Annotated in this window: 14 protein-coding genes and 1 pseudogene; 4 read left to right on the top strand and 11 right to left on the bottom strand. The window is 60.9% G+C overall.

Annotated features, from left to right (window positions below; genetic code table 11):
* Positions 1-60: 60 nt before the first annotated feature.
* Positions 61-1,893, top strand: coding sequence for an ABC transporter ATP-binding protein (locus RGM2987_RS26190; protein ID WP_245145759.1), 1,833 nt, complete (start codon positions 61-63; stop codon positions 1,891-1,893).
* 21 nt (positions 1,894-1,914) lie between these two features.
* Here RGM2987_RS26190 and RGM2987_RS26185 read toward each other — a convergent pair.
* The 7 genes and pseudogenes from RGM2987_RS26185 to aceK form a co-directional block, all read right to left on the bottom strand.
* A pseudogene (locus RGM2987_RS26185) lies at positions 1,915-3,033 on the bottom strand (GNAT family N-acetyltransferase); the annotation flags it as partial.
* 160 nt (positions 3,034-3,193) lie between these two features.
* Entirely contained in the window at positions 3,194-4,297 is a 1,104-nt protein-coding gene (locus RGM2987_RS26180) for an RHS repeat-associated core domain-containing protein (RefSeq protein WP_245145758.1), read from the bottom strand.
* Positions 4,282-5,295 carry an RHS repeat-associated core domain-containing protein gene (locus tag RGM2987_RS26175; RefSeq protein ID WP_245145757.1) on the bottom strand — a complete coding sequence of 338 codons (1,014 nt, stop codon included), beginning with the start codon at positions 5,293-5,295 and terminating at the stop codon, positions 4,282-4,284. The genes RGM2987_RS26180 and RGM2987_RS26175 overlap by 16 nt, the downstream gene beginning before the upstream one ends.
* Before the next feature lie 254 nt (positions 5,296-5,549).
* The gene (locus tag RGM2987_RS26170; RefSeq protein WP_245145756.1) at positions 5,550-6,860 is read right to left on the bottom strand and encodes an OprO/OprP family phosphate-selective porin; all 1,311 of its coding nucleotides are present in this window, start codon (positions 6,858-6,860) and stop codon (positions 5,550-5,552) included.
* A 380-nt stretch (positions 6,861-7,240) separates the two neighbouring features.
* The gene (locus tag RGM2987_RS26165) at positions 7,241-8,362 is read right to left on the bottom strand and encodes a beta-ketoacyl-ACP synthase III (RefSeq protein WP_245145755.1); all 1,122 of its coding nucleotides are present in this window, start codon (positions 8,360-8,362) and stop codon (positions 7,241-7,243) included.
* Between the two features lie 338 nt (positions 8,363-8,700).
* Positions 8,701-12,612: an ATP-dependent RNA helicase HrpA gene (gene hrpA, locus RGM2987_RS26160; RefSeq protein ID WP_245145754.1), complete on the bottom strand. Its 3,912-nt coding sequence runs from the start codon at positions 12,610-12,612 to the stop codon at positions 8,701-8,703.
* A gap of 223 nt (positions 12,613-12,835) precedes the next feature.
* Positions 12,836-14,557 (bottom strand): bifunctional isocitrate dehydrogenase kinase/phosphatase, encoded by a 1,722-nt coding sequence (aceK, locus tag RGM2987_RS26155; protein WP_245145753.1) that lies wholly within the window; start codon positions 14,555-14,557, stop codon positions 12,836-12,838.
* A gap of 130 nt (positions 14,558-14,687) precedes the next feature.
* Here aceK and RGM2987_RS26150 point away from each other — a divergent pair, with 130 nt between their 5' ends.
* Positions 14,688-15,596, top strand: a complete 909-nt coding sequence (locus RGM2987_RS26150; RefSeq protein WP_245145752.1) for a DMT family transporter — start codon at positions 14,688-14,690, stop codon at positions 15,594-15,596.
* A 161-nt stretch (positions 15,597-15,757) separates the two neighbouring features.
* Here RGM2987_RS26150 and RGM2987_RS26145 read toward each other — a convergent pair whose 3' ends face one another.
* On the bottom strand, positions 15,758-16,696 hold the full coding sequence (locus tag RGM2987_RS26145) for an aspartyl/asparaginyl beta-hydroxylase domain-containing protein (protein ID WP_245145751.1): 939 nt from the start codon (positions 16,694-16,696) through the stop codon (positions 15,758-15,760).
* A gap of 372 nt (positions 16,697-17,068) precedes the next feature.
* Positions 17,069-18,043, bottom strand: coding sequence for a cysteine synthase A (gene cysK, locus RGM2987_RS26140; protein ID WP_245145750.1), 975 nt, complete (start codon positions 18,041-18,043; stop codon positions 17,069-17,071).
* Positions 18,044-18,172: 129 nt separating this feature from the next.
* On the opposite strand from cysK, the gene RGM2987_RS26135 reads away from it, so the two are divergent.
* Entirely contained in the window at positions 18,173-19,249 is a 1,077-nt protein-coding gene (locus RGM2987_RS26135) for a DUF748 domain-containing protein (RefSeq protein WP_245145749.1), read from the top strand.
* On the opposite strand, the gene RGM2987_RS26130 is transcribed toward RGM2987_RS26135, so the two are convergent.
* Both RGM2987_RS26130 and RGM2987_RS26125 read right to left on the bottom strand, forming a co-directional pair.
* The gene (locus RGM2987_RS26130; RefSeq protein WP_245145748.1) at positions 19,246-19,746 is read right to left on the bottom strand and encodes a DUF2442 domain-containing protein; all 501 of its coding nucleotides are present in this window, start codon (positions 19,744-19,746) and stop codon (positions 19,246-19,248) included. The genes RGM2987_RS26135 and RGM2987_RS26130 overlap by 4 nt on opposite strands.
* Positions 19,734-19,964, bottom strand: coding sequence for a DUF4160 domain-containing protein (locus tag RGM2987_RS26125; RefSeq protein WP_245145747.1), 231 nt, complete (start codon positions 19,962-19,964; stop codon positions 19,734-19,736). The genes RGM2987_RS26130 and RGM2987_RS26125 overlap by 13 nt, the downstream gene beginning before the upstream one ends.
* 199 nt (positions 19,965-20,163) lie before the next feature.
* On the opposite strand from RGM2987_RS26125, the gene RGM2987_RS26120 reads away from it, so the two are divergent.
* Positions 20,164-21,009, top strand: coding sequence for a MoxR family ATPase (locus RGM2987_RS26120; protein ID WP_025212404.1), 846 nt, complete (start codon positions 20,164-20,166; stop codon positions 21,007-21,009).
* The last annotated feature ends 8 nt before the right edge of the window (positions 21,010-21,017 follow it).

Genomic DNA, 21,017 nt, shown 5'->3' with positions numbered 1-21,017 from the left:
CGACGGCAATCGCGCGCCGCTCACAGCAGAAAAGGAGAGCCCTGCCCGGGCTAGTGACCCATGGTTTACCGCCGTTTCGAAAAACTGATCGACATCTTCCGCGACGCCCCGAGTTCGGCCCCGCCGAACCGCGTCCTGCCCTTCTACACCTATTACCTGAAACAAGTCTGGCCCAGCTTCGCCGTGCTGCTGGTGGTGGGCCTGATCGGTGCGCTGATCGAGGTGGCGCTGTTCAGCTACCTGAGCCGCATCATCGACCTGACTCAAGGCACGCCCAACGTCGACTTCTTCAAGATCCACGGCCTTGAGCTGGCCTGGATGGCCGTGGTGGCGCTGATCTTCCGGCCGATCTTCGTGGCCCTGCACGATCTGCTGGTGCATCAGACCCTGAGCCCCGGCATGACCAGCCTGATCCGCTGGCAGAACCACAGCTACGTGCTCAAGCAGAGCCTGAACTTCTTCCAGAACGACTTCGCCGGGCGCATCGCCCAGCGCATCATGCAGACCGGCAACTCCCTGCGCGACTCAGCCGTACAGGCCGTGGACGCGCTGTGGCACGTGCTGATCTACGCCGTCAGCTCGCTGGTGCTGTTCGCCGAAGCCGACTGGCGCTTGATGATCCCGCTGTTGATGTGGATCGCCGCGTACATCGGTGCACTCTGCTACTTCGTGCCGAGGGTCAAGGAACGCTCGGTGGTGTCGTCCGACGCCCGCTCCAAACTCATGGGCCGGATTGTCGATGGCTACACCAACATCACCACGCTGAAGCTGTTCGCCCACACCCATTTCGAACAGCAATACGCCCGTGAGGCGATCCAGGAGCAGACCGAAAAAGCCCAGTTGGCCGGTCGTGTAGTGACCAGCATGGACGTGGTCATCACCAGCATGAACGGGCTGCTGATCGTCGGCACCACCGGCCTGGCGCTGTGGCTGTGGACACAGTCGCTGATCAGCGTCGGCGCGATTGCCCTGGCCACCGGCCTGGTGATCCGCATCGTCAATATGTCCGGCTGGATCATGTGGGTGGTCAACGGCATCTTCGAAAACATCGGCATGGTCCAGGACGGCCTGGAGACCATCGCCCAGCCGGTCAGCGTCACCGACCGCGACCAGGCCAAGCCCCTGGCGGTGGCCCGTGGTGAGGTGCGCTTCGAGCATGTGGACTTCCACTACGGCAAGAAAAGCGGGGTGATCAGCGATCTCAATCTGACCATCAAGCCCGGCGAGAAAATCGGCCTGATCGGCCCGTCCGGCGCGGGCAAATCCACCCTGGTCAACCTGCTGCTGCGCCTCTATGACGTGCAAGGCGGGCGGATTCTGATCGACGGCCAGGACATCGCCGAAGTCAGCCAGGAAAGCTTGCGCGAGCGCATCGGCATGATCACCCAGGACACCTCGCTGCTGCACCGCTCGATTCGCGACAACCTGCTCTATGGCAAACCCGACGCCAGCGATGCGCAACTCTGGGAAGCGGTGCACAAGGCCCGCGCCGATGAGTTCATCCCGTTGCTGTCGGACGCCGAGGGGCGCACCGGCTTCGATGCCCACGTGGGCGAGCGCGGGGTGAAACTGTCCGGCGGCCAGCGCCAGCGCATCGCTATTGCGCGAGTGCTGCTCAAGGATGCGCCGATCCTGATCATGGACGAAGCGACGTCAGCGCTGGACTCGGAAGTCGAAGCGGCGATCCAGGAAAGTCTCGAGACGCTGATGCAAGGCAAGACTGTGATCGCCATTGCCCACCGCCTTTCCACCATCGCGCGGATGGACCGCTTGGTAGTCCTGGAGAATGGCCGCATCGCCGAAACCGGCAGCCACGCCGAACTGCTGGCGCACGGCGGGTTGTATGCGCGGCTTTGGCAGCATCAGACGGGTGGGTTTGTGGGGATTGATTGAATAGATCGAACACCACCAACCCTGCCGATAAGGCAGCGCCGCCCTCGCCTCTTCGGCATACGCCAGCACCCCCTCATGCTCGCGCGCCAGGAAATCCGCCACCGCCGCCTTCAACCCCGGATGGCGCAAGTAATGCCACGAGCGGGTAATCACCGGCTCGAACCCACGAATCAGCTTATGCTCGCCTTGGGCGCCGGCGTCGAAGCGCTGCAAGCCGTGGGCAATCGCGTAGTCCATCCCTTGGTAAAAACAGGTCTCGAAGTGCAGGCGGTCAAACTCCGCCAGGCAGCCCCAATACCGCCCATAGAAACTGTCACCCCCCACCAGGCTGAACGCCATCGCCACCGGCCGTGAACCTTGCTTGGCAAGCACCACGCGGATCGCCTCGGGCATGCGCTCGGCCAGTAGGCTGAAAAACGCCCGGGTGAGGTACGGCGCCTGCCGACGCACCGCATAAGTGTTGGCGTAACAGGCGTAGACAAAATCCCACTGCGCCTCGTCCAGTTGATGGCCTTCGAGCCATTCGAACTCGATGCCCTGCCCCGCCACCTGCTCGCGCTCCTTGCGCATCTGCTTGCGCTTGCGGGAACTGAGCGCATCGAGAAAGTCCTGGAAGTCGCGATAACCGCGATTCTGCCAGTGATACTGACAACCGATCCGCTGCAGCCAACCCTCCTGCCCGGCCAGCGCGGCGTCGGTGAACGCATCGGTGAAGTTGATGTGGGCGCTGGAAAGCCCTTCGACTTCCAGATACCCCGGCAGGTTGCCCAGCAGTTCCAGACCATCCTCTGCCCCAGCCGCCAACAGCCGTGGGCCACTGACTGGACTGAACGGCACCGCTGTCAGCAGCTTGGGATAGTAATCAATCCCGGCCCGGGCACAGGCGTCGGCCCAGCCGTGATCGAACACGTACTCACCGTAGGAATGCCACTTGCGATAACTGGGCAAGGCCGCCCGCAAACGCCCGTCCTCGATGTGCAACAGATGCTCGGCCTGCCAGCCGGACTGCGGGCCGAGGCTGGCGCTGTCTTCCAGGGTGCTGAGGAAGGCGTGGCGCAGGAACGGTTGATTGGCGGGCACCAGCGCGTCCCACTCCTGGGGCGTGATGGTGGATAGATTGTCCAGTATGTGAAGCGGCATGGGGTTCCCGGCATCCAGCGGCGTATGGGGGGAGTATCACCGATCTGGAGAGAATGGGCAGAAAAACATAAAAGTCTTCAGGCCGGATGAAATCGCCCGGTTTGGGAAGCGATAGGCAACTCGTTGCCATCCACTCCGAACAGTTGATTATCCGAAACCATCAAACGTAGGCACCCAAGAGCCTCGTTTGCCCAAGACCTGGCCGAGGTTGGTCATAGTTTTCCAGAGCAATTTTTCGCAACCATTTAGCATAATTAATGTCGCTCATTTCTTTATCTGCCGCTCTCTCTGCATCCCTTATAGACGCCATCTCCTTTAGCTTTGTCTTAAGTTCCTTCACCGCATGCTTGGTAATCACCTTCTGACCTACATGCTTGACACCGTACCGAAGCGCATTAACGAATTCGTCCCTTCGACTCTTAATAACAAGCAAGTTCGGTGAGTTCATAAGCTCAGCTCTCTCAACATCACGTTCATAGAACGCTGCTTGTTGCAGAACCCGCTTGTTATCTTTAATCCTCAATGGCACCAAGGTCGCTGCCTTGTTTGCTTTTGGCCTGGACAGAAATATGGCGGGGATTTCTCCAGCACCAGGAGGAGGCGATGCAGTAGTTGGTCTGAAGCTGCGCAGAAACCGCCCAATAAAAGTGTGCCCCGCCGGATCCACATTATTAATCGGATCGCCACCACAATACTGATAGGCGTTCAGTCCTCCCGTACCAAACGGGCTCAAATTATCCGGACTGTGGAACCTCATCAACCGAGGATTGAAAACCCGATAGCCATTGCCCAATACATACCAACCGAACTGCATCTCTCTCCGCTCGCCGTTATAACCCAAAAGGCTGCCGGCCAACGGCTCATTACTGCGATGGCCGTACGCTGAATAAGCACTGCCCTGGAGGCCCTGCGAACTGACCTCGCATAGCACGCTGTTCTTTTCATCGCTCGCCAGCAGAAGCAACGTTTGACCCGCATCTTCCTGGCGCTCGGCAAGCACAACGTCTTCTGCCCGGACGAAAGCGCTGCTGGCGGAGCCTCGGATCTCGGTCACCAGCTCTTCGTTTCGGTAGAACCGTTGCTCCTTGCCGTTGGAAGTAGCGCGTCCGATCAAAGAGTCCAATGCGTCATAGTGGAAGCTCACCAGAGTTCCACCAGACGTGCTGGTGTCCGCAATAGGTTTATCAGAGGCTGATTGAGCGGGTTCATCTAAATCACTCTCCACCTTTTTAATAATATTGAGGACCATTACGTCTGTTCCCATTGCCACTGTTTCTTTCCACTTGATGGATTCTCGGCCTTCCACCCAGCTTCTCGTATAGCCATCGCTTGTTTAGACATTTTCGCCCCCCTGTAAAGATTTCGACTTACAAGCTCCTCCGTATTCTTCTTAAGTATATCAGCCCCATACTTTGTAATACCTTTCTCACCCACCTTCACAATCGCTTGGGCCTTTTCGGTATCCTGTATTTGATGCTCAAGACCTACAACATCTTCTGCGTTATTACGACGTTTAGCCACCTTAAGATCTTTCTCTAATAGCTCGATTCTATGTTTCAGCTGCTTAACATGCTCAGGCTTAAAAGTATGCATAGTTGTAGGCCTGTTATGAGGGTTTTCTCGAAGAATATCTGGATAATTTTTAAAGCGCGGAGATGCAGTAGTAACTCTAACCCCAATAAGGCTCCTGAAATTTCGTGAAAACGCACTAAAAATAAAGTGCCCCGTCGGATCCACATTATTAATCGGATCCCCCCCACAATACATATACGCATTCACCCCACCTTCCCCGAACGGACTCAAATTGTCCGGGCTGTGGAACCGCATCAAGACCGGGTTGAACACCCGATAACCCTTGCCTAACAGATACCACCCGGTTTGCGCCTCACGCCGCTCGCCGTTGTACCCCAGCAGGCCGGCGACCAGCAGGGCAAGGTTGCGATGCCCGTAGGGTGAATAAGCCATTCCCTTGACAGCCTGCGAACTGACCTCGCCGATCACGCTGTTCTTTTCGTCACCTGCCAGTAACACAGGTGTTGGACCGGCACCTGCCTGACGCTCGGCGAGCACAACGCCTTCTGCCCGGACGAAAGTGCTGCTGGCGGAACCCCGGATCTCGGTCGCCAGTTCATCGTTCCGGTAGAACCGTTGCTCCCTGCCCTCGGGGATGTCGCGTCCGATCAGCGAGTCCAGTGCGTCATAGCGAAAGCTCACAACTGTCTCCCGGGACGCGGGCTGACCTGTTTTATCTGAACCCGCCATGTTGCTCTCCCTATTCACCGTAGGCTGCCATGTGCTGTACATGGCGCTGCATTTCGACAAGCAGATCAGGAGCCTCATCGTTCTGCCGTTGAAGGGAGTAAGCACCCTTTCGCGCTGCCTTGAAACTGTCAGGGTTGACAGGTGACTGCCCATACAGTGCTTCACCCAAATGCAGCTCAAAAAAAACCCCGCCAGCGGCGGGGTTCAAAGGAGCATTAACGGATGAAGCAAGAGCGGTGTATCAGCTACGTGGCTTAGAACACGTACTGGGCACGAACCACGAAGCCATCGCCGTCGTCGTCGCCGTTGACGTTGGTGACTTTGTCAGTCTTGGCCTTGATGTAGGCGGCGGAGATTTTCACCGCTTCGTTGGCGTACCAGTTCACGCCCAGGTTGTGCACCTTGGCTTCGGCATCGCCGACGTCACGGGTGGCGCTGGCGGTGGTGATGTTGTCGTCTTCGACGGTCAGGCTGTCGTAGCGATAGAACACTTCCCAGGCGCCGATGGACTTGTTCTGCGGCTTGATGGCGTCGAACTTGCCGACTTTATAGCCGCGCGATTCGCCGGTGAGGGTGTAGGCGCCCTGGACATAGAAGCCGTGGCCCTTGATGTCTTCGAAACCATCGGCATCAGCCTTGGTCTTGCGGGTGATGTATTCACCCTGGATCGACGCAGGGCCCATGGCGAAAGCGGCTTCCAGGCCGAACGCGGTGTCGCGGTCGTAGGAGCCGGCCGGCGAGTTGTTGGCGCCGCCCAGTACCGGACGGTTGCCGTTAGGACCGGCATCGTTGCCGCCGAGGGTTTCCACGCCACGCATGCCCAGGCGGGAACGATAACGAGCGTCGAACACGGTGTCGGAGACGTCACGCGAAGCCACGTTCACACCGAAGTGCAGCACGTTGCCGGCGTCGTGCATCGGGGCGAAGACGAAGCGACCGTTGACTTGCTTGACACTGTCGCCGTCGGTGTCGTCGGTGTCTTTGCTGAACACACCGGCCGAGGCGTAGAACGAGTCGGCGAAGGTGCTGGAGGCTTGCAGGCCCAGGCCGTTCTGGTGGCTGTTGGTCCAGTCGATCAGGTCGTAGGCGGCGTTACGCTCAGGTGCGGTGACCCACTTGGAGCTGGTGGCTTTTTCCAGGCCGAAGTCGGGGTCGAAACGACCGACCTTGATGGAAACCGGCTTGAAGCCGTTGTAGGCCAGGGACGCTTCGTCGAAATAGCCGTTATCGGAGTCGCCACTGTTGTGGGACATGTCGTAGTTGATGGTGTAGGCCCAGTCCGTGTACAGCACGCCGGACAGCTCCAGGAAGGCGCGACGGATGTAGGCGGCGTCAGCCGATTTGCCGTTGTCGGTGTAGATCCCGTCGAACTGGCTGTAGTCAGCCTGCAAACGACCGCCGAGCTTGAAGCTGAACTCTTTGTCAGTGGTGGCAACCTCAAGGCCGCCCTTGGTTTTGACCACGATATCGGCGCCGTCGGTGGTGACGGTGCCGGCGAAAGCCTGGGCGGTAACTGCCATTGCCAGTGCGCTGGCGGCAACACCTGCGAAGTGCTTACGGATCATCGAAGAATTCCCCTGTTGGTAGTCTATGCGTTAGAAAACACGCGGAAACGGGCCCGCTGGTGTTGGGAGGGGATCTTGGCGGCAGGTTGTGTCAGGCAAGTTGCCATCAGATAAAGATTTTATGACAGGGGAACTTTTTACTTCGAAAGTGAATAACCAGTCACCACAAACCCACAGGGTTTTGTACTGGCTAATGCGATGGGGAAGAGGTTGAGAGGCCTGAGGCTGCTCTTTGTGGCGAGGGAGCTTGCTCCCGCTCGGTTGCGTAGCGACCGCAAGCTTTGGGGCTACTTCGCAGCCCAGCGGGAGCAAGCTCCCTCGCCACAGCAAGCTCCTTTGCCACGACAGCTCCACTTGCCACAGAGGATGGCCGGACCGGATCAGCGCCTGCGCAGAATCACGCTGCCAATCGAATACCCGGCGCCAAACGAGCTGAGGACCGCGACCGAGCCACCGGGCAGGTCGTCCTGATATTTGTGGAAGGCAATCACCGAACCTGCCGAACTGGTGTTGGCGTAGCGGTCGAGGATCACCGGCGCTTCCTCTTCGGTAGCCTCACGGCCCAGCAGTTTTCGCACGATCAGCTGGTTCATGCTCAGGTTGGCCTGATGCAGCCAGAAGCGCTTCACATCGGCGACGTTCAGCTGGTTTTCCTCCAGGTGGGCACCGATCAGCTCGGCGACCATCGGGCAGACGTCGCGGAACACCTTGCGGCCTTCCTGGACGAACAGCTTGTCGCGGCTGCCGATGCCCTCTTCTGCAGCGCGGTTGAGGAAGCCGAAGTTGTTGCGGATGTTGTTGGAGAACTTGGTGAGCAACTTGGTGCTGACCACGTCGAACTGGTGCTTGGAGGTGGCCTGGTCGGCCCGTTCGATGACTACGGCGGTGGCCGCGTCGCCGAAGATGAAGTGGCTGTCACGGTCGCGGAAGTTCAGGTGACCGGTGCAGACTTCCGGATTGACCATCAGGATCGCCCGGGCCTGGCCCAACTGCACGCTGTTGGCCGCCGCCTGGATGCCGAAGGTCGCCGAAGAACAGGCAACGTTCATGTCAAAGCCAAACCCCTGGATGCCCAGGGCTTCCTGGACTTCGATGGCGATGGCCGGGTACGCACGCTGCAAATTGGAACAGGCGACGATCACGCCATCGATATCGGCGGCCGTGCGACCGGCACGCTCCAAGGCCTGCTTGGCGGCACCGACGGCCATTTCGCAAAGAATCGACCATTCATCGTTGGTGCGCTCGGGCAGGCGCGGGGTCATGCGTTGCGGGTCGAGGATGCCGTCCTTATCCATGACAAAGCGGCTCTTGATGCCGGAGGCCTTTTCGATGAACGCCGCGTTGGATTCGGTCAACGCCTCGACCTCGCCGCGCGCGATGGCTTCGGCGTTGTCGGCGTTGAACTGGGCGACATAGGTGTTGAAAGATTGCACCAGCTCTTCATTGGAGATGCTGTTGGCCGGGGTGTACAGGCCGGTGCCGCTGATGACGACGTTATGCATGGTCGTGTCTCTGATCTGTTCAGGCAGAAAGCATTGGCACCGACGTACCAATACGCAAAGGGTCTTTTCCCATCCAGGGGAGGCAGACCTGGCATCGCTTTATTCCGATCCGCCCGTGGTATTGAAGCGCAAAACCACGGGACCGGCATTTATAGGCGCGAAGTTTGCCATAAACGCTGGGTTTGGCCCATTCCCATGAGCTGTCGCACATCTCCTCTTGATGTGGGAGCGGGCTTGCTCGCGAATATGGTGGCACATTCAATATTTATGTCGACTGACACACCGCTTTCGCGAGCAAGCCCGCTCCCACAGGGATCAGGGGTGTTGCCCGATGCAGATCAAGGCTCCACCTGCCCCCACTGCTTGCTCAAGCGCTTATCCGAAATCGGCACCTTGGTCCCCAACTGCTGGGCGAACAGCGAGACCCGGTATTCCTCCAGCCACCAGCGGTACAGCTCCAGTTGCGGGTCGCGCTTGCCTTCCTGGGCGTGTTTGCTGGCGCGGGCCTGGTATTGCGTCCAGAGGTTCGACAGCTCGCCGCTCCAGACCCGGTCCTTCTGCACCTGGCTACCCAGCTTCTCGAAACGCTGCTCGATGGCCTTGAGGTAGCGCGGCAGTTCCTTGAGCCATTGATGCGGGGTTTCGCGCACGAAGCCCGGGTACACCAGGTGGCTGAGCTGTTGCTTGATGTCGTTGAGCGCCACGGCCTGGGCCAGGTCGATCTTGCCCTTGAAGCGTTTTTGCAGGCCATGCCAGAGCTTGAGAATGTCCAGGGTCAGCTTCGCCAGACGCTCGGCGTGCTCGGTCCAGCCGCCGCGCTTGCGCTCGGCCAGGGACGCCAGCGCCGCGCCGTCGCGGGGCAGGCTCGCCTCGCCGTCCAGCACGCAGCTGTCGAGGCTCGCCAGCAAGATGTCTTCCACCAGGCTGTCGATGCGCCCGAGTTCGCGGTACAGCAGGCCCAGCTCGGTCAACCCTGGCAGCTTGCCGCGCAAGAACTTGGCGGACTCGGCCAGTTGCTGCATCAACAAGCGTTGCAAGGCGCGGCGATGCTGGAACTCGGCTTCGGCTGGGGTCGGGAAGCGGCCTTCCTTGACCACGCCGCCCTCTTCGACCAGCGCCGGGTAGACCGTCATCGACAGCCCGGCGATCTTCTGTTGGGTTTTCTCGGCCACCGGCGCGAAGACTCTCGCCTCCACCGGCGCCTGGCTCTTGGCCGTTTGTGGCACGGCCAATGCGGCCTGGCTGGCCTCGGCAAAACGCGCCGTCAACTCGGCCAGGTCGCGGCCCTCGCCAAGGAACTTGCCCTGGCCGTCGACGATTTCCAGGTTCATGCGCAAATGGCTCTCCACTTGCTGCGCCGCTTCGGCCCAGGCTTCATCACTGACCCGCGCCCCAGTCATGCGCAACAGCTCACGGCCCAGGGACTGCGGCAACGAACCTTCGGCAAAGGTAATGCGTTGCAGCGCCGCCTTGACGAAATCCGGCACCGGCACGAAGTTCTTGCGCAATGCCTTGGGCAGGTTGCGCACCAGGGCGATGCACTTGGCCTCGATCATCCCCGGCACCAGCCATTCCAGGCGCTCCGGCGGCAGCATCGGCAACAGCGGCGCCGGCACCCGCAGGGTCACGCCGTCGCGGGGATGGTTGGGCTCGAAGTGGTAGCTCAGGGGCAAGGTCAGGTCGCCGACGCGCAAGGTGTCCGGGTAATGCGCGGCGGTGACTTCGCTGGCCTCGCGGGCCAGCACGTCTTCTTCGCGCATGATCAGCAACTGCGGGTCTTTCTGGCTGTTGATCCGGTACCAGCTGTCAAAGGTCGCGGTCTGGTGGATCTCGGCCGGCAAGCGTGCGTCGTAAAACGCGAACAAGGTTTCTTCGTCGGCCAGGATGTCGCGACGGCGGGCCTTGGCTTCCAGTTCGTCGAGCTGTTCCAGAAGCCGGGTGTTGGCTCCCAGGCATTTGGCCCGCGACTGGATCTCGCCGCGCACCAGCGCCTCGCGGATGAACAGCTCCCGCGACACCACTGGGTCCACCGGACCGTAATGCACCGGCCGACGACCGACCACGATCAGCCCGAACAGGGTGATCTGTTCATAGGCCACCACTTGCCCGCGCTTCTTCTCCCAATGGGGTTCGAAATGGTTCTTCTTGATCAGGTGCCCGGCCAGTGGCTCGATCCAGTCCGGCTCGATCTTGGCGACCATGCGCGCATACAGCTTGGTGGTTTCCACCAGCTCAGCAGTCATCAGCCACTGTGGACGCTTCTTGCCCAGGCCCGACGAGGGGTGGACCCAGAACCGACGCTGCCGGGCACCGAGGTAATCGCCCTCTTCGGTTTTCTGGCCGATCTGGCTGAGCAGGCCCGAGAGCACCGCCTTGTGCAGTTTCGGGTAATCCGCCGGCTCCTTGTTGAGGCTCAACTGCATGTCGCGACAGATCAGGCTCAGTTGGCGATGGGAGTCACGCCACTCGCGCAGGCGCAGGTAGTTGAGGAAATTCTTGCGACACCAATTGCGCAGCGGGCTGGCGGTCAGCGCTTGACGCTGCTCTTCAAAACCGCGCCACAGATTGACCAGCCCGGCGAAGTCCGAATCCACGTCTTTCCATTGGGCGTGGGCCTGGTCGGCGGCTTGCTGGCGCTCGGGTGGGCGCTCGCGCGGGTCCTGGATCGACATGGCGCTGGCGACGATCAGCACTTCCTGAAGGCTGCCGAGTTTGGCCGCTTCCAAGAGCATGCGGCCCATGCGCGGGTCCACCGGCAGGCGCGCCAACTGCCGACCGAGTGGGGTCAACTGACCGTTGCGGTCCACCGCCGAGAGTTCTTGCAGCAGGTTGAAACCGTCACTGATGGCCTTGCCGTCCGGCGGCTCGATGAACGGGAAATCGGTGATTTCCCCGAGACGCAGGTGCAGCATCTGCAGGATCACCGCCGCCAGGTTAGTGCGCAGGATCTCGGGGTCGGTGAATTCCGGCCGGCCGAGGAAATCCTCCTCGCTGTACAACCGCACACAGATCCCCGGCTCGACCCGCCCACAGCGGCCCTTGCGCTGATTGGCGCTGGCCTGGGAAATCGCTTCGATGGGCAGGCGCTGGACCTTGGCCCGGTAGCTGTAGCGGCTGATGCGGGCGGTGCCGCTGTCGATCACGTAGCGGATGCCCGGCACGGTGAGCGAGGTTTCGGCGACGTTAGTCGCCAGCACCACACGCCGGCCCGGGTGGGATTGGAAGATTCGCTGCTGCTCGGCCGGCGACAAGCGCGCATACAGCGGCAGGATCTCTGTGTGCTTGAGCTGGGCCTTGCGCAGCATTTCCGCCGCGTCGCGAATCTCCCGCTCGCCCGGCAGGAACACCAGCACGTCGCCCGGACTGCGGCGCTCGCTGCGCTCATGGGCGGCGATTTCATCGAGGGTGGCAAGGATCGCCTGGTCGACGGTCAGGTCGTCTTCGACCCGGTTGCCCTCCTCGTCCTGCTCCAGGGTCAGCGGCCGATACCAGGTTTCCACCGGGAAGGTCCGGCCGGAGACCTCGACAATCGGCGCATCATCGAAATGCTTGGAAAAACGCTCAAGATCAATGGTCGCCGAGGTGATGATGACTTTCAGGTCCGGGCGGCGCGGCAGCAGCGTCTTGAGATAGCCCAGCAGGAAATCGATGTTCAGGCTGCGTTCATGGGCTTCGTCGACGATGATCGTGTCGTAGCGTTCCAGGTAACGGTCGTTCTGGGTCTCGGCCAGCAGGATGCCGTCGGTCATCAGCTTGATCAGGGTGTTGGCGTCGCTCTGGTCCTCGAACCGCACCTGATACCCCACCAGCGCGCCCAACGGCGTCGCCAGCTCCTCGGCGACCCGGCTCGCCACGCTGCGGGCGGCGATCCGACGGGGCTGGGTGTGGCCGATCAAACCATGCTGGCCGCGACCGATTTCCAGGCAGATCTTCGGCAACTGGGTGGTTTTGCCCGAACCGGTTTCGCCGGCGATGATCAGCACCTGGTGCTTGAGCAGCGCCTCCTTGATCTCGTCGCGCTTGGCGGCAATCGGCAGATTGTCGTCGTAGCGAATCAGCGGCAGGCTGGCCTTGCGCGCCAGCACCTGGTCACACGACGCCTGCATGCGCGCCACCCACTGGGCCAGCTTGGCCTCGTCGGGCTTCTTGCGCAGCTCGAGCAACTGGCGCCGCAACCGGTGACGGTCGGCGAGCATGGCGTGGTCGAGGTTTTTCAGCAGCTTGTCGAGAGCGGGGGCTTGGTCAGTCATCAGGTACGCAAGGGTCGTCGGTTTTGTGCAGTGGGCGATTGTCGCAGATTTGCGCGCGGCACGACGAATTCAACCGCTTTGTGGGAGGAACACTTGTGGCGAGGGAGCTTGCTCCCGCTCGGTTGCGCAGCAACCGCCCAAAAGCCGGGGCCGCTTCGCAGCCCAGCGGGAGCAAGCTCCCTCGCCACAAGAGCATGCTTGCTATAGGTCTACTAAAACGAGGTTATTCGCTGTCCAGATCCTTGCGCCGATAAGGGAATACATCGATCACCTTCCCGGCCCGGATCGCCTCTTGCAGGCCTTTCCAGTAGTCGGCGTTGTACAACTCGCCGTGCAACTGGTCGAACAGCTTGCGCTGGCCCGCGTCGGCAAACAGGAACGGCGGGAATTCCTCGGGGAAGACGTCCAGCGGCCCGATGGAGTACCAGGGCTCGGAGGCCATTTCGTCTTCCGGGGTGCGAGGCTGGGGGATGTGGCGGAAGTTGGCTTCGGTCAGGAAGCAGATTTCGTCGTAGTCGTAGAACACCACGCGGCCATGGCGGGTCACGCCGAAGTTCTTGAGCAGCATGTCGCCGGGGAAGATATTGGCCGCCGCCAGTTGCTTGATGGCCAGGCCATAGTCCTCCAGCGCCTCGCGCACCTGGGCTTCGTTGGCGTTTTCCAGGTAGAGGTTCAGCGGGGTCATGCGCCGCTCGGTCCAGCAGTGGCGGATCAACACTGTGTCGCCTTCCACCGAGACCGTGGACGGTGCCACCTCGAGCAATTCCTCGAGGCACGCCGGCTCGAACTTGCTCAGGGGGAAACGGAAATCGGCGAACTCCTGGGTGTCGGCCATGCGCCCGACCCGGTCGACGCTTTTCACCAGGCGATACTTCTCGATCACCGTGGCCCGGTCGACGTTCTTCGAGGGCGAGAAACGGTCCTTGATGATCTTGAACACGGTGTTGAAGCCCGGCAGGGTGAACACGCTCATGACCATGCCGCGCACGCCCGGTGCCATGATGAATTGATCGTCGGTGTTGGCCAGGTGATTGATCAGCGCCCGGTAGAATTCGGATTTGCCGTGCTTGTAGAAGCCGATGGAGGTATACAGCTCGGCGATGTGCTTGCCCGGCAGGATACGCTTGAGAAAGCCGATGAATTCCGCCGGCACCGGCACGTCCACCATGAAGTACGAGCGGGTGAACGAGAAGATGATCGAGACCTGCGCCTCATCGGTGATCAGCGCGTCGATCTGGATGCCCCGGCCCTCGCGGTGCAGCAGCGGAATCACCAACGGCCATTGGTCATCGCGGGTGTAGATCCGGCCCACCAGGTAGGCGCCCTTGTTGCGATAGAGCACCGAGGAGAACAGTTCCACGGTCAGCTCAGGATCCTTGCAGACCCAGTCCGGCAGGTTCTCGCGCAGTTGGGCTTCAAGGCGCTGCAAGTCGCCCGGCAGGTCGGCGTAGTCTTCGCTGAAACGGTAGTCGGCGAAGATCTGCGCGAGCATCCGGTCGAGCTGGCCCTGGGGCTTGTAGGTGCGGGTCTGGGCGGCACGGGCCCGGCGCAGGCTGGGCCGGGTGGTGTGGATGAACATGGTGCCGTCGCTGATCAGATCATGGCTGAACAGCCCGCAGAAGATCGAGTTGTACCAGGTCTCCGACAGTTCATCGTCGAACCGCAGGTCGATCAGGCTGATGTAGGCGCTCTTGACCAACGGCCAGCAACTGACATCCATCAGCGCTTCGGTGTCGAATGCCTGGCGCAAGCGGGCCACGGTTTCGAAGACCTTTTCTTCGTACAGGTTGATCCGTGCCGCCGATGCCGCCTGCGCCTCCTGCCACTGGGCCTGCTCGAACCGGGCGCGGGCGCCGTCGGTAATCTGCCGGAATTGCTCGCGATAATCGTCGAAACCGTCAAGTATCGAACGGGCGATAGCGGTGGCGGGCCATGGCTGCGGCATAGGGTTAACCTCGGCGGGTCATGCTTGTTATTGGCGACTGAGCTTAGAGGCCAATCAGGCGGCAACGCAACCATTGCCATCGGTATCGGGGGCGGCGACACTTGCCGGCCCATCCAGCAAGGAATGCCTCGTGAACCCCGTCGATATCCTGCGTCTGCTGTCTCTGGCCGCCATCTGGGGCGCGAGCTTTCTGTTCATGCGCATTATCGCCCCGGTCATTGGCACGATCCCCACTGCATTCTTCCGGGTGTCCATCGCCTTCGTTGGCCTGCTGGTGATCCTGGCGCTGATGCGCATCGACTTCAATTTTCGCGGCAAGCTGAAAGTCGTGATGGTGCTGGGCCTGATCAACTCGGGTATCCCGGCCACCTTCTATTCAGTGGCGGCCCAGGTGCTGCCGGCCGGCTATTCGGCGATCTTCAACGCGACGACGCCGCTGATGGGCGTGCTGATCGGTGGGTTGTTCTTCAGCGAAAAACTCACCGCGGCCAAACTCAGTGGTGTGTTTCTTGGATTGCTCGGCGTCGGCATCCTGACCGGCGCCGGCCCGGTGGCCTTCGACCTGCAGTTGCTGATGGGCGCACTCGCCTGCCTCCTCGCCACCACCTGCTACGGCTTCGCCGGCTTCCTCACCCGCCGCTGGCTCGATCATCAAGGAGGGCTGGACAGCCGCCTCTCGGCCCTGGGCAGCATGTTCGGCGCCACGCTGTTCCTGCTGCCGCTGTTTGGCTACAGCGTCATCAACCAGCCACCGGTCAGTTGGGGCGGCTGGAGTGTCTGGTGGTCGCTGCTGGGGTTGGGGCTGGTGTGCACGGCCCTGGCGTACATTCTTTACTTCCGCCTGCTCAGCTCGATCGGCCCGGTGAAGTCGATGACCGTGACCTTTCTGATTCCGCCATTCGGCGTGTTGTGGGGGGCTTTGCTGCTGGATGAGCCGCTGGGGATGGCGCATTTGTATGGCGGCGTGTTGATTGCGGCGGCGTTGTGGTTGGTGTTGAAACCGGGTGCGGCGAAACCGGTTGAGGGGGCTGGCCGGTAGTTTATCGGCGCGGCTGACAGCGTCTTCGCGAGCAAGCCCGCTCCCACAGGGATAGCGCGTAACCTGTGGGAGCGGGCTTGCTCGCGAAAGCAATGTGACCACCACTGGAGGTCTGCCCGGTAAAACACGCTGCTGATGTCACCAGCGTCCACTGCCCAACATCAACCAAACAACCAGTACCCCAACGCCGTCAACACCGCCACCGCCAGCACCGGACGCATCACCCGGTACGCCTTGGGGTGCTTGCGCTTGAACTGCTTGACCCGGCCGCTGAAGGAGTCGCTGAACGACTTGCTCCAGGCGTAGGCCTGGTTGATCCCGCCGACGCGTTCGTCATCCAGGTTCTGCGGCGCGGTGGCGCGGCCGAGGAAGGCGCTGATGGCGCGATTGACGCGGGTCATCAGGCGGTTGCTCAGGGGCCGCTCGATGTCACAGAACAGGATCACCCGCGTCTGCGGGGTTTCGTTCTTGACCCAGTGCACGTAGGTTTCGTCGAACATCACGTCCTCGCCGTCACGCCAGGCATAGACCTGGCCGTCGACGAAGATGCGGCAGTCATCGGAGTTGGGCGTGGACAGCCCCAGGTGATAACGCAGGGAACCGGCGAACGGATCGCGATGGGGGTTCAGATGGCTTCCGCCCGGCAGCAGCGCAAACATCGCGCCTTTCACATTGGGGATCGCACTCACCAGCTCGACGGTTTTCGGGCAGAGCAGCTCGGCGGAGGGCAGCGGTTTGTCGTACCACTTGAGGTAGAAACGCTTCCAGCCCTTCTTGAAGAACGAACCGAAGCCGGCGTCGTTGTTCTTCTGCGCAGCGCGAATGTAGCCCTCGTCGAACAAGTGCAGGGCCTCGTCGCGGATGACCTGCCAGTTGTCCTTGAGCACATCCAGCTCGGGGAACTTGCTGCGGTCCAGGTAGGGCTTGGACGGCACGCCGGAGAACAGGTACATCAAGGCGTTGTAAGGAGCGAAAAGCGCCGAATGATTGACGAACTGGCGCAAGACCGGCAAACGCGCCTTACCGCGCAGATGCACATACAGCGTGCTGCCGAGAAACAGCAGCAGGACCGAGGCCTTGGCGACAAACGAAAACGTCATCTGGAACTCCTTGTCAGAAAACAACTTACGCGATGCCATCGGGCCAGCGCAGCGGCCGGCCATGGTATAGATCGTGGGCGGCGTAAGGAACCGCCCGGCGTAATATTCATTGTTGAGGGATGCGCAACAATGACTTTCATAACATCCCTGGCCTGAACCTTGACTGACACCGGTCAAACACCATGGCTCAAACCTGGTAAAGCTTTCAAACCTGGAGCGGCTTTTGTGGCGAGGGAGCTGGCTCCCGCTGGGGTGCGCAGTACCCCCACTGCGATAATTGCCACAAGACCCGCAGGCGCCTGCTTCGCAGTCGAGCGGGAGCAAGCTCCCTCGCCACAATAACGTTCACTCACCTGCGCAGTGAGGCCTGCGTTACTGCTGAATTTCCTGCTCGGTAAACAGATCACTGAACAACATGCTCGACAAGTACCGCTCGCCCGAATCCGGCAAGATCACCACGATGGTCTTACCTTGCATTTCCGGCTTCTCCGCCAGGCGTGCGGCCACCGCCATTGCCGCGCCACAGGAAATGCCACAGAGGATGCCCTCCTCCTGCATCAGGCGCAGGGCCATGGCCTTGGACGCTTCATCCGTGACCCGCTCGACCTGATCGACGATTGACAGGTCAAGGTTCTTCGGCACGAACCCGGCGCCGATCCCCTGGATCTTGTGCGGGCTGGGCTTGATCTCCTGCCCGGCCAGCGCCTGGGTAATCACCGGCGAAGACTCAGGCTCCACTGCCACCGACAGAATCGGCTTGCCGCAGGTGTTCTTGATATACCGCGACACCCCGGTGATCGTCCCGCCGGTGCCGACGCCCGAGACCAGTACATCCACCGCGCCGTCGGTGTCGTTCCAGATTTCCGGGCCGGTGGTCTTTTCGTGGATCGCCGGGTTCGCCGGGTTTTCGAACTGCTGCGGCATGAAGTACTTGGAAGGGTCGCTGGCAAGGATTTCGGCGGCTTTTTCGATGGCGCCTTTCATGCCCTTGGCCGGTTCGGTGAGCACCAGTTCCGCGCCCAGGGCCTTGAGGACCTTGCGCCGTTCGATGCTCATGGACGACGGCATGGTCAGCATCAGCTTGTAGCCACGGGCAGCGGCGACAAACGCCAGGCCAATGCCGGTATTGCCCGAGGTCGGCTCGACAATCGTCATGCCAGGCTTGAGCCGGCCCGAGCTTTCCGCGTCCCAGATCATGTTCGCGCCGATCCGGCACTTGACCGAATAACCCGGGTTGCGCCCTTCGATCTTCGCCAGGATGGTCACTCCGCGTGGGGCAATGCGGTTGATCTGCACCAACGGCGTATTACCGATGGAATGGGCGTTGTCAGCGAATATGCGGCTCATGGCTGGGGTCCTTGATTCAGCGGGAATTTAACGCCTAAAGGTATGCCTGTTGCCCGAGTGCGTCCAGTTGCACCGAACGTTCCGGTTGCTCCAACAGTCAATGGCATTAACAACGCTGGGAGTGCTGACATGAAACGCCGATACAGCTGGCCACTGTGGATATTCGCCGCCATCGTCGCGGTGCTGGTGGCCCTGCATTTCACTTTGCCATACCTGGTACGCGACTACCTGAACGACAAACTGGCCGATATGGGCGATTACCGCGGCCAGGTCACCGATGTGGACCTGGCGCTGTGGCGTGGGGCCTACCGGATCAACGGCCTGAAAATCGTCAAGGTCGACGGCAAGGTCCCGGTGCCGTTCGTCGATGCGCCGCTGATCGACCTTTCCGTCAGCTGGCACTCGCTGTGGTACGACCATGCGGTGGTGGCCGAAGCGGAATTCGCCCGTCCCGAGGTGAACTTCGTCGATGGCGGCCCCAACCGCCAGAACTCCCAGACCGGTCAGGGCACCAACTGGCGCGAGCAATTGAGCAAGCTGCTGCCCATCACCCTCAACGAAGTGCGGATCAGGGACGGCAAGATCACCTTTCGCAACTTCAACTCCCAGCCGCCGGTCAACCTGCGGGCCACCGAGGTCAACGCCAGCTTCTATAACCTGACCAACGTGGTCGACACCGAAGGCAAGCGCGACGCCCGCTTCGAAGGCAAGGCCCTGGTGGCCGAACACGCGCCGCTGGAAGTACAGGCAACCTTCGACCCGCTGAGCAACTTCGAGGATTTCGACTTCCGCTTGCGGGCCAGGAATATCGAGCTCAAGCGCCTGAACGACTTCGCCGCAGCCTATGGCAAATTCGATTTCAACGCCGGCCATGGCGACCTGGTGATTGAAGCCCAGGCCGACAACGCCCGGCTCAGCGGCTACATCAAGCCGCTGTTGCGCGATGTGGACGTGTTCGACTGGCAGCAGGACGTGGAAAACGAGAAAAAGAACATCTTCCGCTCGGTCTGGGAGGCGTTGGTCGGCACCGGGGAAACCGCCCTCAAGAATCAGCGCAAGAACCAGTTCGCCACCCGGGTGGAACTCAGCGGCAATGTCCACCAGCAGAACATCAGCGCCTTCGAGGCCTTCCTGCAGATTCTGCGCAATGGCTTTGTCCAGGCGTTCAATGCCCGCTATGAGCAGCCGCCGCCTTCCAAGGATTAGGGCTTTCGCGTGATGGTATAGCGGCCGGTCGATTCCGCTACCGCGATGCCCGTGCCACGCTGCAACGAGTCCCAGCCTAGACAGGCCAGGGCCAGCGAACGCGGCACGGCATCGCGACCACTGCTGTAGCGACTGATGCTGCGAGCGCTGACCCCCAGCGCTTCGGCGGCCTTGTTCAATGGCAAGCCGGTGCGAGCACGCCAGTCAATAAAGATTCGGGTATTTTCATCGACCGCGTTCTGGGCCAACGCATCCAGGTACAACGTATCGGCGCCAATCTGGATATCCAACTCTGGCCATTCCACGCTCCAGCCATCGTCGCCCAAGGCGGCGTGCGCAAATGCTCCTTCTTCAGCTAATGGCTGTAAGCCCGGGTAGCGTTGTACATCGGCGCTCAAGTCCAGCGCCAGTCGCTGTCCATCGATGAACGTGAGCTCGAGACTGAACGGCATGATGGCCTGCACCGCCAACAGCCTGGGTCGTTTCATGGGTAGCATCGTTGCCATTCCTCCAACAGTTGCGCTTGATGGGCCCTGACCCACTCCAGCGCTTCCTTGATAATCGACGGCGGCGCCCATCCCATCATCACTTCGACGGTTTCGAGGCTCAGGACCACATCCAGCCCGCCGCCCGTGAGATGGACATGGGGCGGTGGATGGTCTCTTTCACGCAGTTGAATGCGGTAGGTATTCTTGAATCGATATTTAGTAGACATGTCGTCAACATATCGCCAAATTGGCGATATGCAATACTGGCAAGCCGCCGAGACTGAGTCAACATGTGACGCTCCATTCAGAGACTGAATACGGCGTCTGCGTTCACAGGCGGCGCGGCGGCGCGTTATAGTCGGGCACGACATTTATTTCGCGCGCCCCGCCTCGCCGGGCCGGCGACACCCCTCGAGGAAATTGCAGATGAAGTTCGAAGGCACCCGCGCATACGTGGCCACCGATGACCTGAAGCTGGCCGTGAACGCCGCCATTACCCTGGAGCGGCCGTTGCTGGTCAAGGGCGAACCGGGCACCGGCAAGACCATGCTGGCCGAGCAACTGGCCGAGTCCTTCGGCGCGCGCCTGATCACCTGGCACATCAAGTCCACCACCAAGGCCCACCAAGGCCTGTACGAGTACGATGCGGTCAGCCGTCTGCGGGACTCGCAACTGGGCGTGGACAAGGTCCACGACGTGCGCAACTACCTGAAGAAGGGCAAGCTCTGGGAAGCTTTCGAATCCGAGGAGCGGGTGATCCTGCTGATCGACGAGATCGACAAGGCCGACATCGAGTTCCCCAACGACCTGCTGCAAGAACTCGACAAAATGGAGTTCTACGTCTACGAGACCGATGAAACCATCAAGGCCAAGCAGCGCCCGATCATCATCATTACCTCCAACAACGAAAAAGAACTGCCGGACGCGTTCCTGCGCCGCTGCTTCTTCCACTACATCGCTTTCCCCGACCGCGTCACCCTGCAGAAAATCGTCGATGTGCATTACCCGGACATCAAGAAAGACCTGGTCAGCGAAGCGCTGGACGTGTTCTTCGACGTGCGCAAGGTGCCGGGTTTGAAGAAAAAGCCTTCCACCTCCGAACTGGTGGACTGGCTCAAATTGCTGATGGCCGACAACATCGGCGAAGCGGTGCTGCGCGAGCGCGATCCGACCAAGGCCATTCCGCCGCTGGCCGGCGCCCTGGTCAAGAACGAGCAGGACGTGCAACTGCTCGAACGCCTGGCGTTCATGAGCCGTCGCGGCACGCGTTGAGCCCTCTT

The sequence above is a fragment of the Pseudomonas sp. RGM2987 genome (genome assembly GCF_022952855.1).
Taxonomy (GTDB): domain Bacteria; phylum Pseudomonadota; class Gammaproteobacteria; order Pseudomonadales; family Pseudomonadaceae; genus Aquipseudomonas.
Note: the sequence above shows the minus strand (reverse complement) of the source record. Positions and strands in the feature narration are given on the sequence as shown.